14 protein-coding genes are annotated in these 13,782 nt (G+C 69.2%); 10 read left to right on the top strand and 4 right to left on the bottom strand.

What is annotated here, in order from left to right; translation table 11 throughout:
• Window positions 1–28: 28 nt before the first annotated feature.
• Both JOE46_RS20165 and JOE46_RS20160 read right to left on the bottom strand, forming a co-directional pair.
• The gene (locus tag JOE46_RS20165) at window positions 29–838 is read right to left on the bottom strand and encodes an alpha/beta fold hydrolase (protein WP_097211777.1); all 810 of its coding nucleotides are present in this window, start codon (window positions 836–838) and stop codon (window positions 29–31) included.
• A 367-nt stretch (window positions 839–1,205) separates the two neighbouring features.
• Window positions 1,206–1,826, bottom strand: a complete 621-nt coding sequence (locus JOE46_RS20160; RefSeq protein WP_097211778.1) for a TetR/AcrR family transcriptional regulator — start codon at window positions 1,824–1,826, stop codon at window positions 1,206–1,208.
• 125 nt (window positions 1,827–1,951) lie between these two features.
• Here JOE46_RS20160 and JOE46_RS20155 point away from each other — a divergent pair, with 125 nt between their 5' ends.
• From JOE46_RS20155 to JOE46_RS20145, 3 genes are all read left to right on the top strand, one after another.
• Window positions 1,952–3,133 carry a phosphotransferase family protein gene (locus tag JOE46_RS20155; RefSeq protein WP_097211779.1) on the top strand — a complete coding sequence of 394 codons (1,182 nt, stop codon included), beginning with the start codon at window positions 1,952–1,954 and terminating at the stop codon, window positions 3,131–3,133.
• Window positions 3,130–4,284 (top strand): hypothetical protein, encoded by a 1,155-nt coding sequence (locus JOE46_RS20150; protein WP_097211780.1) that lies wholly within the window; start codon window positions 3,130–3,132, stop codon window positions 4,282–4,284. The genes JOE46_RS20155 and JOE46_RS20150 overlap by 4 nt, the downstream gene beginning before the upstream one ends.
• A gap of 85 nt (window positions 4,285–4,369) precedes the next feature.
• Window positions 4,370–5,317, top strand: coding sequence for a tyrosine-protein phosphatase (locus JOE46_RS20145; protein WP_097211781.1), 948 nt, complete (start codon window positions 4,370–4,372; stop codon window positions 5,315–5,317).
• Between the two features lie 109 nt (window positions 5,318–5,426).
• On the opposite strand, the gene JOE46_RS20140 is transcribed toward JOE46_RS20145, so the two are convergent.
• The gene (locus tag JOE46_RS20140; protein ID WP_097211782.1) at window positions 5,427–6,059 is read right to left on the bottom strand and encodes a TetR/AcrR family transcriptional regulator; all 633 of its coding nucleotides are present in this window, start codon (window positions 6,057–6,059) and stop codon (window positions 5,427–5,429) included.
• Between the two features lie 47 nt (window positions 6,060–6,106).
• Between JOE46_RS20140 and JOE46_RS20135 the strand changes: the two genes are divergently transcribed.
• From JOE46_RS20135 to JOE46_RS20105, 7 genes are all read left to right on the top strand, one after another.
• Complete coding sequence (locus tag JOE46_RS20135) at window positions 6,107–7,537, top strand: amidase (RefSeq protein WP_097211824.1); 1,431 nt, start codon at window positions 6,107–6,109, stop codon at window positions 7,535–7,537.
• 26 nt (window positions 7,538–7,563) lie between these two features.
• Window positions 7,564–8,088 carry a hypothetical protein gene (locus JOE46_RS20130; protein ID WP_097211783.1) on the top strand — a complete coding sequence of 175 codons (525 nt, stop codon included), beginning with the start codon at window positions 7,564–7,566 and terminating at the stop codon, window positions 8,086–8,088.
• Window positions 8,089–8,168: 80 nt separating this feature from the next.
• Entirely contained in the window at window positions 8,169–8,624 is a 456-nt protein-coding gene (locus JOE46_RS20125) for a group II truncated hemoglobin (protein ID WP_097211784.1), read from the top strand.
• A gap of 115 nt (window positions 8,625–8,739) precedes the next feature.
• Entirely contained in the window at window positions 8,740–9,099 is a 360-nt protein-coding gene (locus JOE46_RS20120) for a Rieske 2Fe-2S domain-containing protein (protein WP_209928246.1), read from the top strand.
• 168 nt (window positions 9,100–9,267) lie between these two features.
• Window positions 9,268–12,039 carry a (Fe-S)-binding protein gene (locus tag JOE46_RS20115; protein ID WP_245221122.1) on the top strand — a complete coding sequence of 924 codons (2,772 nt, stop codon included), beginning with the start codon at window positions 9,268–9,270 and terminating at the stop codon, window positions 12,037–12,039.
• A gap of 101 nt (window positions 12,040–12,140) precedes the next feature.
• The gene (locus JOE46_RS20110; RefSeq protein WP_245221121.1) at window positions 12,141–12,353 is read left to right on the top strand and encodes a hypothetical protein; all 213 of its coding nucleotides are present in this window, start codon (window positions 12,141–12,143) and stop codon (window positions 12,351–12,353) included.
• Window positions 12,354–12,356: 3 nt separating this feature from the next.
• Window positions 12,357–12,842: a Clp protease N-terminal domain-containing protein gene (locus tag JOE46_RS20105; protein WP_097214437.1), complete on the top strand. Its 486-nt coding sequence runs from the start codon at window positions 12,357–12,359 to the stop codon at window positions 12,840–12,842.
• A gap of 10 nt (window positions 12,843–12,852) precedes the next feature.
• Here the strand turns inward: JOE46_RS20105 and JOE46_RS20100 are convergent, their stop codons facing one another.
• A complete protein-coding gene (locus JOE46_RS20100; protein WP_097214436.1) occupies window positions 12,853–13,755 on the bottom strand; it encodes a LysR family transcriptional regulator in 903 nt (300 codons plus the stop codon).
• Between the last annotated feature and the right edge of the window lie 27 nt (window positions 13,756–13,782).

Here is a 13,782-nt window from a genome sequence, read left to right as displayed (position 1 = left end):
GGACGCCTGTTCGACGGCCCGCGCCCGCCTAGGTGGCGTCGGCGGCCGCGACGATCGTGTCGGCCACCACCCGTGGTTGGGAGACCAGCGCGACGTGCGAGGCCTGGACCTCGCTGGTGTGTGCGCCGATCCGGTTGGCCATGAAGCGCTGCGAGGCGGGCGGGATGACCGTGTCGCCCGCGGAGACCAGGTACCAGCTCGGTATGGCCGACCAGGAGGTCGGGCCGGACGGTTCGAGGTTGGCCCACAGCGCGATCGAGCGCTGGTGCGCCAGCATGGTTGCGGCCGTCGCGTCACTGACGTCGGGCGCGAAGACTCGATGGAAGGCGTCGGCGGCGATGTAGCCGTCGAGGTTCTTCCCACCGATCGCCTGGGCGTCGTCGACGACCTTCACCTGCAACGCAGGCGGGAGCAGCTGGCTGCCGGGGAATCGGATCGGGTCGAGGGCCAGCATCACCGGCTCGCCCTGCGCCGGCGCAAAGGCCGCGATATAGACCAGGGCCTTCACGTTCGGGTTCTGGGCGTTGGTGATGACGGCGCCACCGTACGAATGCCCGACGAGGACGACCGGGCCGGAGATCCCGGCCAGGGTCTTCTCGATCGCGGCGGAGTCGTAGCCGGGTCCGCGCAGCGGATTGTCGGGCACGACGACGGTGTAGCCGCGCCCCCGCAGGTCGGCAGCGACGCCATCCCAACTGGTGGTGTCGGCGAAGGCGCCATGCACCAGCACGATCGTCGGACGCGGCGCGGCGGACGCCGGCACCACGCCCGCCACGATCGTGGTCGCGAGCATGGCCAGCACCAACAGAACGGCTCGGGCGAATCGGGTGAATCTCATCGTGCCCCCTTCGACGAAGGTACCTGCGCTCGCACGAGTCGGGAGATCACGAGAGTCGTGGTGTCGCACCGCCGTTGGAGGTTGCGATATTCTTCGTCGCCGAGCTTTCTCGACGGCGATACGGTGAGGCCGGTGGCCGCGCAGGCGTTGCTGATCGGGACGTCGACGCCGCCGAGCCGGACCAGCGACCAGGGCGCACTTTCCCGCGAGGTTCATTCTTCACCATCCCGCCGGGAGAATCCGAGGTTCCGTCCGGCGGACCGCCCCGGATGCCGCCCCTACCGCGCACATCTTCTGGCATGGACGCACACTCGTTGCGGCGCCAGAACGGGTGCGACCCTGTCAACCGGTGTGCGCCCGGACGCGCCTACTGCCCGGGGGGAAGGATGCCGCGCAGGACGATGTCGGCCAGCGATTCGGCGAGCGGCCCGGGATCGTCGACGTCGCGGACGGACAGCGCGAAGATGGCCGCGCCGGCCATGATGTCGAGGAGGGTGTCCGCGTCGACCCCGTCGCGGATCTCGCCCCTTTCCCTCGCCGCCTCGAGCCGACGCTTCAGCACCACCCGCACCCCGGCGAGCTGTCGCACCACCAGGACCTCACGCAACTCGCCGTTTGTCCGCACCTCGCTCATCAGTCCGGGGGCCGCGGCCCGGGTGGCCGGGGATGCGAAGAGGGCGACCGCGCCCTGAACCAGCGCGCGAATCTGGTCCGCGATCGTGCCCTCGGTGCCGAGCTCGGTGAGGTCGGCGCCCTCCTCCGCGTCCAGCACCGGATAGATCGCCTCGTTGACGATGTGGGCCTTCGACGGCCAGCGCCGGTAGATCGCCGGCCGCCCGACGCCCGCGAGGGTGGCGATGGCGTCGATCGAGGTCCCCGCGTAACCCTTCTCCACCAGCAGCTGCCTGGTGGCCTCCAGCACCGCCGCGTCGATCGCCGGGTTTCGTTGCGGTCCGAGCCGGTGCTTGGCCTCGGGTTCCTTCGGCATTTTCTGCAAACCCCTTGCGTCCTCGTGTGATGGCCGTTACATTCTGTCACGACTTTAGTCGATACAAAGTGTATCGGCTAACGCCACGTGCGCATCGGCGCCACCCGAACCACGAGGAGTGGTGAATGACTTCTGACACTGTCGGCGTAGATCCCGATTACGCCGAGCTCGCCCGCCCCGGCGAATCCCGCACCGACCCCGCCGTGATGCGCAACAGCCTCGGACGCTGGCTCGCGACCGTGCTGGAACCCGGCACGGAACCCGAGGTGACCTCGGTCGACGTCCCGGCCGCGAACGGCATGTCCAACGAGACCGTGCTGTTCGACGCGACCTGGAACGAGGACGGACGCCGGACCGAGCACCGCCTGGTCGCCCGCATCGCCCCGCGCGCCAGCGCGACCCCGATCTTCCCGTCCTACGACCTGGACCAGCAGTTCCAGGTCATGCGCGCCGTCGCCGCGCACACCTCGGTGCCGATCCCCCGGGTGTACTGGTCCGAGAGCTCGCCCGACGCGCTCGGCGGCGAGTTCTTCGTGATGGAGCGGCTCGACGGGGAGGTCCCGCCCGACGTCATGCCCTACACGTTCGGATCCTGGCTGTCCGAAGCCTCGGCCGCGGACCGGTCCCGGCTCCAGCAGGCCTCGGTCCGGGTGCTCGGCGAACTGCACGCCATGACCGAGCCGCACCGGGCCTGCCCGAATCTGGCCCCCGGCGGCGCCGAACCGACCGGCGCGGAAGCGCTGCGCGCGCACGTCGAGGAGCAGCAGCGCTACTACGAGTGGGTGATCGCCGACGGCCCACGGTCCCCGCTGATCGAGCGGGGCTTCGACTGGATCGAGGCGAACCTGCCCGCCGACGCCGGTCCGGCGGTGCTCTGTTGGGGCGACTCCCGGATCGGCAACATGATGTACCGGGACTTCGAGCCGGCGGCCGTGCTCGACTGGGAGATGGCCGCGCTCGGACCACGGGAGCTCGATCTCGGCTGGATGATCTTCCAGCACAGGTTCTTCGAGGATCTCGCCGCGATGGCCGGCCTCCCCGGGATGCCCGATTTCCTGCGCCGCGACGAGGTGTCGGACACCTACCTGCAGCTGACCGGTCATCGGCCTGCGGACCTGGATTTCTACACGCTCTACGCCGCGCTGCGCCACGCCGTGATCATGTTCCGCGTGCAGAGCCGCGCCGTGGCATTCGGCCAGGCCGAGCTGCCGGCGAACCCGGACGAGATGATCCTGCACCGAGCAACGCTCGAGGCCATGCTCGACGGCACGTACTGGGCATCGATCGCATCCGGAGGCATCGAATGACGCTGTCCCCGCTCGACGACTACCCGGTGCACCAGATCGCCGAGACGATCCGGCACGTCGGCACCTCCGATCGGAACTTCTACGACCGCTACTACTTCAACTGCCATGCCGGCGTCGATGGCGACAGCGAGCCGCTGTTCCTCATCATCGGACTCGGCCAGTACCCCAATCTCGGTGTGTGCGACGGGTTTGCGGTGCTGCGGCGCGGCGACGACCACATCGTCTTCCGGGCGTCCCGCGCACTGGGCGACGATCGCATGGACCTGTCCGTCGGGCCGCTGCGGATCGAGATCCTCGAGGGCCTGCACCGCCTGCGGGTGGTGCTGGACCCGAGCCCCGAGGCACCCGACCTGAGCTTCGATCTCACCTTCGAGTCCGACGGGCCCGCCAACCTCGAGGCCCGACACTTCCACCGCCAGCTCGAACGGGTCACCTTCGACACCCAGCGGTTCGTGCAGACCGGCGCGTGGTCCGGCTCCCTCACGGTCGACGGCGAGGTCATGCCCGTCACCGCGGACACCTGGCGCGGCAACCGTGACCGCTCCTGGGGCGTCCGGCCGGTCGGCGAGGCGGAACCGCCTGGGCGCAAGGCGGATCCGGCGCTCGCGGGGAGCCAGAACTTCTTCTGGATCTACTCGATCATGCAGTTCGGCGACTACAGCATCGTCACGGTCATCCAGGAGGACCAGCAGGGTCGCCGCATCGTCGAGGATGCGACCCGGGTCTGGTCGGACCACAGCCGGGAACCGGAGTGGCTGGGCCGACCCGACCACGAGCTGACCTTCACCCCGGGCACCCGCGAGGTCGCCGCCGCAACCCTGCACTTCCGACGCCCGGGCGCGCCCGACCGGGTCCTCTCGGTCGCGTGTGAACCGGTGCTGCCGAACTACATCGGCGTCGGCACCGGCTACGGCCTCGAGCAGGACTGGCGCCACGGGATGTGGCAGGGCGAGTTGGTGGTCCAGGGACTGCGGGAGAAGGTCCCGGACATCGAGCCCTGGAAGAAGATGCTGTGCCCGGTCGACAACCTCGCCCGGTTCACCGTCACCGAGGACGGCGTCTCCCGCACCGGGGAGGGCCTGTTCGAGGTCGCCGTCATCGGACCCCACCAGCGTTACGGGTTCACCGGGGTCGGTGACGTCGCGCCCTGATCGGCCCGGCCCTCGCCAGGGCTCGACCGCCGACCGGAATCCCTTCGGTCGGTTCGCTCCACACAGACAGAAGAGGCTCCATCACATGTCCACACGATCCCGAACACTGTCCACCCGCACCGCGAGGGCCGCCGCCTTACTGGTCGCAGGCGGTCTCCTGTTCACCGCGCCCGCCACAGCTGGCGCCTTCGATCTGAGCTCCATCGACACCGGGTCGCTCGGCGGGTCACTCGACCTCGGTTCGAGCAACCCCGTCCTCGCCCCGACGCCGAAGCTGGCCTCCGTCTCCAACTTCCGCGACGTCGCGGGCAACGACGGCGGCGGGTACGCCACCGCGGACGGCAAGCACCTCAAGCGCGGCGTCGTCTACCGTGCCAACGCACTCACCGCGACCAGCGACGCCGACAAGCAGACCCTCGCCACCCTCGGCCTTGCCGACGTCTACGACCTGCGCGGCGCCAACGAGATCAGCAACCCGCTCATCGGCGGCCAGGACAAGCTCCCGGACGGCGTCGCGTACAAGAACATCCCGGTCGAGTTCGCTGACCTGATCCAGCTTGCCCAGACCATCCAATCGCCCGAACAGGCCAGGCAGTTCATGATGGACGCCAACCGCAGCTTCGTCACCGATCCTCAGCGCCGGGCCGGCTTCACGCAGGTGCTCTCGGACATCGCCGCCGGCGACGGCGTCCAGCTCTTCCACTGCACCTCGGGCAAGGACCGGACCGGCTGGACCACCATGCTGCTGCACTCGATCGCCGGCGTCCCCGCCGCCACCACCATGAGCGACTACCTGCTGAGCAACACCTACCTCCAGGCGACCAACGAGAAGACCCTCGCCCAGATCACGGCCGCCCTCGGCCCGCAGGTCGCCACCAACCTGACCCCGACCCTCGGCGTCGACGCGACCTACCTGGAGGCCGGTCTCGCCCAGATCACCGCCGACTACGGCAGCGTGAGCAACTACCTCACCCAGGGTCTCGGACTGAGCCAGGACACCATCGCCGCGCTGAAGGCGAAGCTCGTCGCCTAGCCCTGCCTGACCCTTCCCTGCCGACGACCCCGGGTGCCCGCACGGGCACCCGGGGTCGTGGCGTGAAGCCCGGCGATATCGCGGAACTCGAGGCTCGGCGTCGTCGCGGTCACGGGCGGGCCTCGGCGGCGGCTGCGACGGCGACACCGTCGAGGATCAGCGCCACCCCGGCGGCGAAGCGGCGGTCGTAGTCGTGGTGATCGGCGTAGACCGAGACCGCCCGGCGCTCGGCGGGGACGGTGCCGAAGTCCCCGCGGCTGAGCCGGATGGCGACGTGCCCGGTCACGAAGTCGTGCAGCGTGGCGTAGGCATACGTGGCCTTTTCGTCTCCCAACCCGGCCTCGCGGAAGGCGCGGACCACGCGATGCGCGGTGTCGTCGGCGCCCGGCGCCTCCAGCGCGGCCTGCCGGTGCGCCTCGAGGACCAGCGGGTGCCGCATGAGCAGGTCGTGCAGGGTGTCGGCGAAGGTCCGCGCGACCGCTCGCCACTCCCCGGGCCACTCGATGCCGGCGACGGCCTCGCCCACCAGGGTGGACACCAGGTCGCGGCGCAGCGCGTCGATGCCACCCGTGGTGCGGTGCACGGCCATCGGCGAGATCCCGAGCCGGTCCGCGAGCACGCGGAAGGACACGGCATCGAGCCCCCCGTCGTTGGCGATCTGGGTCGCGGCCTCGAGGATCTCGCTGTGGCTCACAGCTTTTCGGCGTCCCACCCTTGCGGTGTCCCCGGATTCGGCTACCATGCATTCCACCATAACGATACGCGTAACGGAATGACAAGGTGGCCGCCGTGACAGATCTGCACCAGCTCTCCGCCGTCGAACTCGCCGAGGCGATCGCCCGTCGGCAGCTCTCCGTTCCCGAGGTGACGCGCCACTTCCTCGATCGGGCGACCACGCAGGACGATGTCGGCGCCTTCACCACGGTGGCGACCGAGCACGCGCTCGAACTCGCCGATCACGCCCAGGCCCGGCTCGACGCCGGTGAGGAGGGCCTGCCCCGGCTCTTCGGCGTCCCCACCGCGATCAAGGACCTCGAAACCACTCGCGGGATCCGAACGACGTTCGGCTCGGCCATCTTCCGCGATTTCGTCCCCGAGGTCGACGACGAGATCGTCGAGGCGATCCGCGACGGCGGGCTCGTCGACATCGGCAAGACCACCGTCCCGGAGTTCGGCGCCGCCTGTTACACCGAACCGGACGTGGCCCCGCCCGCGCGCGGCCCGTTCGATCCCGCCCGCAGCGCCGCCGGGAGCAGCGGCGGCGCCGCGGCCGCCGTCGGCGCGGGCCTCGTCCCGATCGCACAGGGCAGCGACACCGCGGGCTCCCTGCGGTCACCGGCCAGCGCGTGCGGCGTGGTCGGACTGAAGCCGAGCCGGGGACTGCTCACCATGGGGTACGCCGGGCACGACGGTTTCGGCTTCGCCAGCAAGGGCCCGATCGCCCGGACGGTGCGCGATACCGCCGCGCTGCTGGACGTGCTCGCGACCCGCCCCGGCGCCGGGACCCTGCATCCTCCGCGCCCGGACTCCTTCGAGGACGCCGTCGTACGCGGCGCCGACGGATCGTCGCGGAGGCTGACCGTCGCGCTGGCCCAGGGATCGGTGTCGCGGGGTCCCGTGGACCCGGAGGTGTCGGCTGCCGTCGCGCGGGTGGGCGCCGTCCTGGAGTCGCTGGGGCACACCGTGGTCGAGCGTCCGCAGGCCGTCGACACGGCGTTCTCGGACGCGTTCATCACGATGTTCTCGTCCCTGGCCGGCACCAAGCCCATCCCGCAGGAGTACGAGCACCTGCTGCGGCCCATCGTGCGGCACCTGCGGATTCGGGCCAGGGAGACGTCGTCGGGCGACCTCGCGGCCGCGATCGGGCTGGTGCAGGCGTGGTCGCGGCGCTGGAGCCTCGACCACGAGGACGTGGACCTGGTGATCACGCCGACCGTCACCCTGCCGCCCGTCGCCGTCGGCGAACTGCGCAACGACGCCGATCCGGCCACCGAGCTCGCGGACATGGTGGCCTTCACCGGCAACACCATCGTCGCGAACGCGACGGGCTTCCCGTCCGTCAGCCTGCCGCTGGGCTGGACCGACGAGGGGGTCCCGCTCGGCGTGATGATCTCGGCGAAGTGGGGCGCCGACGCGGACCTGCTGACGGCCGCGGCGATGCTGGAGGCGGCCATGCCGTGGCACAGCCGCTACCGTTTCGACAGGAGCTCGGTCTCATAGTCCGCCGCCGCCAGGAGGCCCCAGTCATGGATCCGATCGATCTCGACAGTCTCTTCGAGCCCTGGAACCGGACCCTGGGCGAGGACCGCACCGCCTACCGCAATCACGTCGAGCGCGTGCTGCGCCTCAGCACGACGCTCGCGGGCGGCGAACTTCCCGATCCGGTCGCGTTCCGCGTCGCGGCGGTCCATCACGACCTGGGCATCTGGAGCGACGGGACCTTCGACTACCTGGACCCCTCGACGACGCGCGCCGTCGAGTGGCTGCGCGAACACGGCCACGCCGACAAGACGGATCTGGTCACCGCGCTGATTCAGCAGCATCACAAGGTGACCGCTGCCGGGGCCGCGCGGGACGCCGTGGAGATCTTCCGCCGGGCCGACTGGATCGACGTCTCACTGGGCCTGCGCAACTTCGGCCTGCCACGCGGGCACTACCGCGAACTGCTGCGGGAGTTCCCGGACGCCGGCTTCCATCGCCGATTGCTCGAGTTGGGCGGCAGGCGGGCACTCACCAGGCCGTGGAGTCCGCTGCCGATGTTTCGCTGGTGACGCGGCGACCTATCCGAAGCGGATCACTCGCAATTCTGTAATCATGTAATCAAGCGTCTCGTCCCTCACCGAGGAGTGCCATGACAGCGGACAGGAACACCACCGAATCCCTATTCGAGCACGTCGGCGGCAGGGAAGGACTGCACCGCCTCGTCGCGACCTGGTATCCGCGAGTCCTCGCCGACCCGCTCCTGCACCCGCTGTTCGGCGCGGGCAGCCCCAGCCACATCGACCACCTGACAGATTTCCTCGCCGAGGTGTTCGGCGGTCCCACCGTCTACACCGACCAGTTGGGCGGATTCCCCGCGCTGTTAGAGGCGCACCGCGGCAAGCAGATCAGCGAGGAGCAGCGCCAACGGTTCGTCGACCTGTTCCTCACCGCCGCGGACGACGCCGGGCTGCCCTCCGACACGAAATTCCGCACCGCATTGCTCGACTACCTCCGCTTCGGCACCGAAGTGGCCGTACAGAATTCGCATGCGACCGGCGACGTCGACCTGCATCCCTGCCAGGAAGTGCCCCGCTGGGACTGGTGAGCCGACGTCGACTCGACGCCGATCCTCGCGCGTTCCCGCCCAGCGGATCGACCCGTTGACGCCCGGCCTGCGGATTGACACGGTTGCGCCTCCGAGCAATACGAAGGGACGCACCATGACCGCTGTCGAGACCGGGTGGCACTGCCTCGGACCGGCCGAGGACTACCGCGACGGCAGGCCGCACCCCATCGAGGCGTTCGGCACCAAGCTCGTCGCGTTCGCCGACCGCCGGGGCGAGATCCGGATCCTCGACGCCCGCTGCCCGCACATGGGCGGAGACCTGAGTTACGGCTCCGTCGTGGGCGACACGCTCGACTGCCCGATCCACCGCTGGCGCTGGGACGGCAACGGCGAGGCCGCAGGCGGATCCCCCCACCCGACGCCCACCCGCGCCTGGCCGACCCTCGAGCGGGACCACCTGTTGTTCGTATGGCACGACCCGGAGGACGGCCCCGCCCCATCGAACCCACGGTAAGCCGCAAGTTCATCCCACGGACAGCGGCCTCGCGGACCCAGGCGTTTGGAGTCTCGGTTCGCACTGTGTGGTAAGAATCGATTGGAAGCATCACAAGTTACCGATGGGTAACTTGCCGGGGGTGGGGACCGGTGGCGAGTTTCGACACCGGACCGGGAGGGACGCGACATGAACACTGTGACCGTGACTCTGGGCGTGATCGGCGTCCTCTTGAGCCTGCCGTGTTGGGCATCGTTCTTCGGCGGCGGGTCGACGATGGTCCGGACGGTCCGACTCGGCCAGCCGGCGCCGGATCGTTGGCGCCCCTTCTTCCCGCGCTTCAAGCAGATGATCGTCGAGTTCGCCGCGCACACCCGAATGGTGAAATTCCGGACGGTGGGCTGGGCGCATTGGCTCGTGATGATCGGCTTCCTACTGGGAATGTTCGTCGCGATGGAGGCGTACATCCAGACGTTCGACCCGGCGAGCGGGTGGCCAATCGTAAGCAGTTGGCCTATCTATCATTTCGTCGACGAGCTTCTCGGGATCATCACTGTTGTCGGCGTCCTGACATTGATTCTGATTCGCCAGCTCAACCATCCCCGCGTCCCGGCGCGACTATCCCGTTTCGGCGGATCAAACTTCCGCGCAGCCTATTTCGTCGAGGCCGTCGTCCTGATCGAGGGCGTAGGCATGATCATGGTGAAGGCCGGTCGCATCGCGATGACCGGTCACGCGGACCCGTGGACCGATTTCTTCACGATGCATGTCGCCGAACTGCTGCCCGCCAGTCCGAACATGGTGTCCGCGTTCGCTTTTGTGAAGTTGATGTCAGCGATGGTCTGGCTGTACGTGGTCGGTCGCAACATCACCTGGGGTGTCGCCTGGCACCGCTTCTCCGCGTTCCCGAACATCTACTTCAAGCGTGAGGACGACGGCGGCGTCGCCCTCGGTGCCGCGAAGCCGATGATGTCCAAGGGCAAGGCCCTGACCATGGACAACGTCGACCCCGACACCGACACCCTCGGCGCCGGCCAGATCGAGGACTTCTCCTGGAAGGGCTGGCTCGACTTCACCACCTGCACCGAGTGCGGCCGCTGCCAGAGCCAGTGCCCCGCCTGGAACACCGGCAAGCCGCTGTCGCCGAAGCTGCTGATCATGTCGCTGCGAGACCACGGCTACGCGAAGGCGCCCTACCTGTTGGCCGGTGGCCGTAAAGGCCCTGGGGGCAACGGGTCAGCCGGCGACGAGATCGGCCTGGTCGACGCCGACGGCAACGTCAACGAGGCCGCGCTCGCCGCAATCCCGGCGGCCGCCCGCACCGAGGCCGGCCGCAAGCTGATCGGCGAAACCGTCGAGGGTGAACTGGCTCCGGTCATCGACCTCGAGACCCTGTGGTCGTGCACCAACTGCGGCGCCTGCGTCGAGCAGTGCCCCGTCGACATCGAACACGTCGACCACATCATCGACATGCGCCGCTACCAGGTGCTCATCGAGTCGGAGTTCCCGTCCGAGCTGGCCGGGCTGTTCAAGAACCTCGAGAACAAGGGCAACCCCTGGGGCCAGAACTCCAAGGACCGCCTCAACTGGATCAACGAGATGGACTTCGAGATCCCCGTCTACGGCAAGGACGCCGACACCTTCGAGGACTACGAATACCTGTTCTGGGTCGGCTGCGCCGGCGCCTACGAGGACCGCGCCAAGAAGACCACCAAGGCCGTCGCCGAACTGCTCGCCACCGCGGGCGTGAAGTTCATGGTCCTCGGCGCCGACGAAACCTGCACCGGTGACTCCGCTCGCCGCGCCGGCAACGAGTTCCTGTTCCAGCAGCTCGCGATGCAGAACATCGAGACACTCAACAACGTCTTCGACGGTATCGAACAGTCCAAGCGCAAGATCGTCGTCACCTGCGCGCACTGCTTCAACGCGCTCGGCAACGAGTACCCGGAGGTGGGCGGCGACTACGAGGTCGTGCACCACACCCAGCTGCTCAACCGCCTGGTGCGGCAGAAGAAGCTGATCCCCGTCGCCTCGGTCAACGAGGACGTCACCTACCACGACCCGTGCTTCCTCGGCCGCCACAACAAGGTCTACGACGCGCCCCGTGAACTGATGGCCGCCACCGGCAGCAACCTCAAGGAAATGCCGCGGCACGGCGAACGATCCATGTGCTGTGGCGCCGGCGGTGCGCGCATGTGGATGGAAGAGAACATCGGCAAGCGCATCAACGTCGACCGCGTCGACGAAGCGCTGTCCACGGATCCGAAGAAGATCGCGACCGGCTGCCCCTTCTGCCGCGTCATGCTCACCGACGGCGTCACCGCACGCCAGGAATCGGGCCAGGGCGAAGGCGTCGAGGTCGTCGACGTCGCGCAGATGATGCTCGAATCCATCACCCGCCTCGAACCCGCGACACTGACCGCGAACATCAAGGTCGAACCCCGAGAGAAGGCACCGGCACCCGCCGCCGAGACCGCCCCGGTCGCCGAAGCCGCACCGGCCGCTCCGGTCGCTCCGGTCGCCGAGGCTGCTGCTGCTGCTCCCGCCGCCGCGAAGCCCGCGGTCAAGGGTCTGGGCATGAAGGGCCTGGCCAAGGCCCCGGGCGCGAAGGCACCGGGCGCCAAGGGCCTCCAGGTGAAGGGCGTAGCCAAGGTCCCCGGGGCCAAGGCTGCCGCACCGGCATCGGCAGACGAGGCCCACGCCGCTGAGGCACCCGCTACCGCGGCGACCCCGACCGCCAAGCCCGGCGGACTCGCCATGAAGAGCGGCGCCAAGGTACCCGGTGGCAAGGGCCTGCAGATGAAGGGCGGAGCGATGGCGCCAGGCGCGAAGAAGGCCGCCGCTCACGCCCCCGCTGTCGAGGCTCCCCACCCTGAGGCACCTGCCGCGGCCGAGCCGCCGCAGGCCAAACCCGGCGGACTCCAGATGAAGCGCGGGATCAAGACACCCGGGCGGAGGTAAGGGCACTTTCACCGGCTCGGTTCGAATCTGCCGACCTACGGCTTCCGCCCGCCCATCAACAAAGGTTGACAGCTCATGCCCATCAACCTAAGTTGATGGGCATGAGTGAGAGCCCAGACCAGGCGTTCGCGTCCGTGGTCGCCCTGCGGCGACGGGCCGATCAGCTCGAGATCGAAGCCGTCGAACAGGCGCTCGATGCCGGCTGGACCTGGGCCCAGATCGGGCTGGCGCTCGGCATTTCCGGCCAGGCCGCGCACAAGCGACTGGGCCCCCCACGCGCTCGGCGACTCAACCGCCACGCAGACAAGGAGTAGTCGATGAGGATCGCTCGCGCGCTACGTGACATGCGCACCATGAAGCAGCTGTTCGCGGAGACCGAGGCCGAGGCCGACCGTCTGGGCGATCAGAACCCGGGAGCCGAGCACCTGCTCCTCGCGGCCCTGTCCCTGCCCGACGGTTCCGCGCAGCGCATCTTCGACAGGGAAGGCGTGTCGAGAGACGCACTCCGCGACGCGATCGCTCGCGTGCACGAAGAGGCCCTCACCGCAGCAGGTTTGAGCGAACCCGGTCGCTCCGGCGCGCAGGCGCTCGAGCGGCCAAGGACCGGAGCGCTGCGACTGACCGAACCCGCGCAGGCCGCATTCAGGAGCGCGACCGCGCTGGCCAAGTCCGAGCGCAGGCCGATCTCGGGCGCCGACGTGGTCGCCGGAGTCGCGGAACTCGAGCACGGCACCGCCGCAAGAACATTGGAGCTGCTGGGCATCAGCCGATCCCGCCTGATCGAGGCGGCTCGGGCGCGCTGAGCGCGGGTCGCTACCGACGCCCCGGCGACGACAGGAGCTGGTCGTCGGCGACCCCCAGCCCGGACAGGTAGGCCGCGGCCGCCGGCGTGGGCCGCCGCGGGCTCCACACCAGGTGCTCGACCCGGGTCGGGGGATCGCGCAGCTCGACGGCACACAGGTCGGGGAACCCCGACACGATGGACGCCGGCAGCAACCCGATGCACAGGCCCTGCCGGATCAGCCGAGCGAAGAAGTCCACGGCCATCACCTCGAAGGCGACACGACGCTGGACACCGACCGCCGCGAACGCCTGATCGGACTGCGCTCGACCGGCGGAGCCCGCCGGAAAATCGACGAACACCTGGTCGGCCAGCCCCTGCAGGTCCAGACCCCTCGCCTCGGCGAGGGGGTGTCCCGGCGCCATCAACGCGACCAGTTCTCCACGCGCCAGTTCGACGCCACGGACGCCCGTCGGCTGCACGCCTGGCGGCAGGCCGAGGAAGGCGACATCCAGTGTGCCCTGGCGGATCTGGTCGATGTGATCGCCGCTCGCCCCCATTCGGAGACTGATCTGCACCTGCGGGTGACGTGCCGTGAAATCCCGTAGCGACGCGGCGAGGTCGACCGCCCCGACAGTCGGGATGGCACCGATCGCGAGCCGGCCCCGGATCTCGCCCGCGACGGCGGTGACCTCGGCCCGTGCCCGTTCCGCGGCCTCCACACTCTGCCGGGCCTCGGGGAGGAACGCCTCCCCGGCGGGCGTGAGCTCGACCCGGCGACTGGTCCGGTCGAACAGCTTTGCGCCCAGTTCTCGTTCCAGGCGCGCGATCTGGTGGCTCAGCGCGGACTGGACAACCAGGCAGCGTTCGGCAGCTCGGGTGAAGTTCTTCTCCTCCGCGACGGCGAGGACGTACCGCATCTGCTGAAGCTCCATCCATCTATCTTGAATCACGATCGTTGC

Origin of the sequence: Rhodococcus sp. PvR099, from assembly GCF_017833315.1 — a bacterium.
GTDB lineage: Bacteria > Actinomycetota > Actinomycetes > Mycobacteriales > Mycobacteriaceae > Rhodococcus_G > Rhodococcus_G oryzae.
This window is presented reverse-complemented; position numbering and strand designations above follow the sequence as displayed.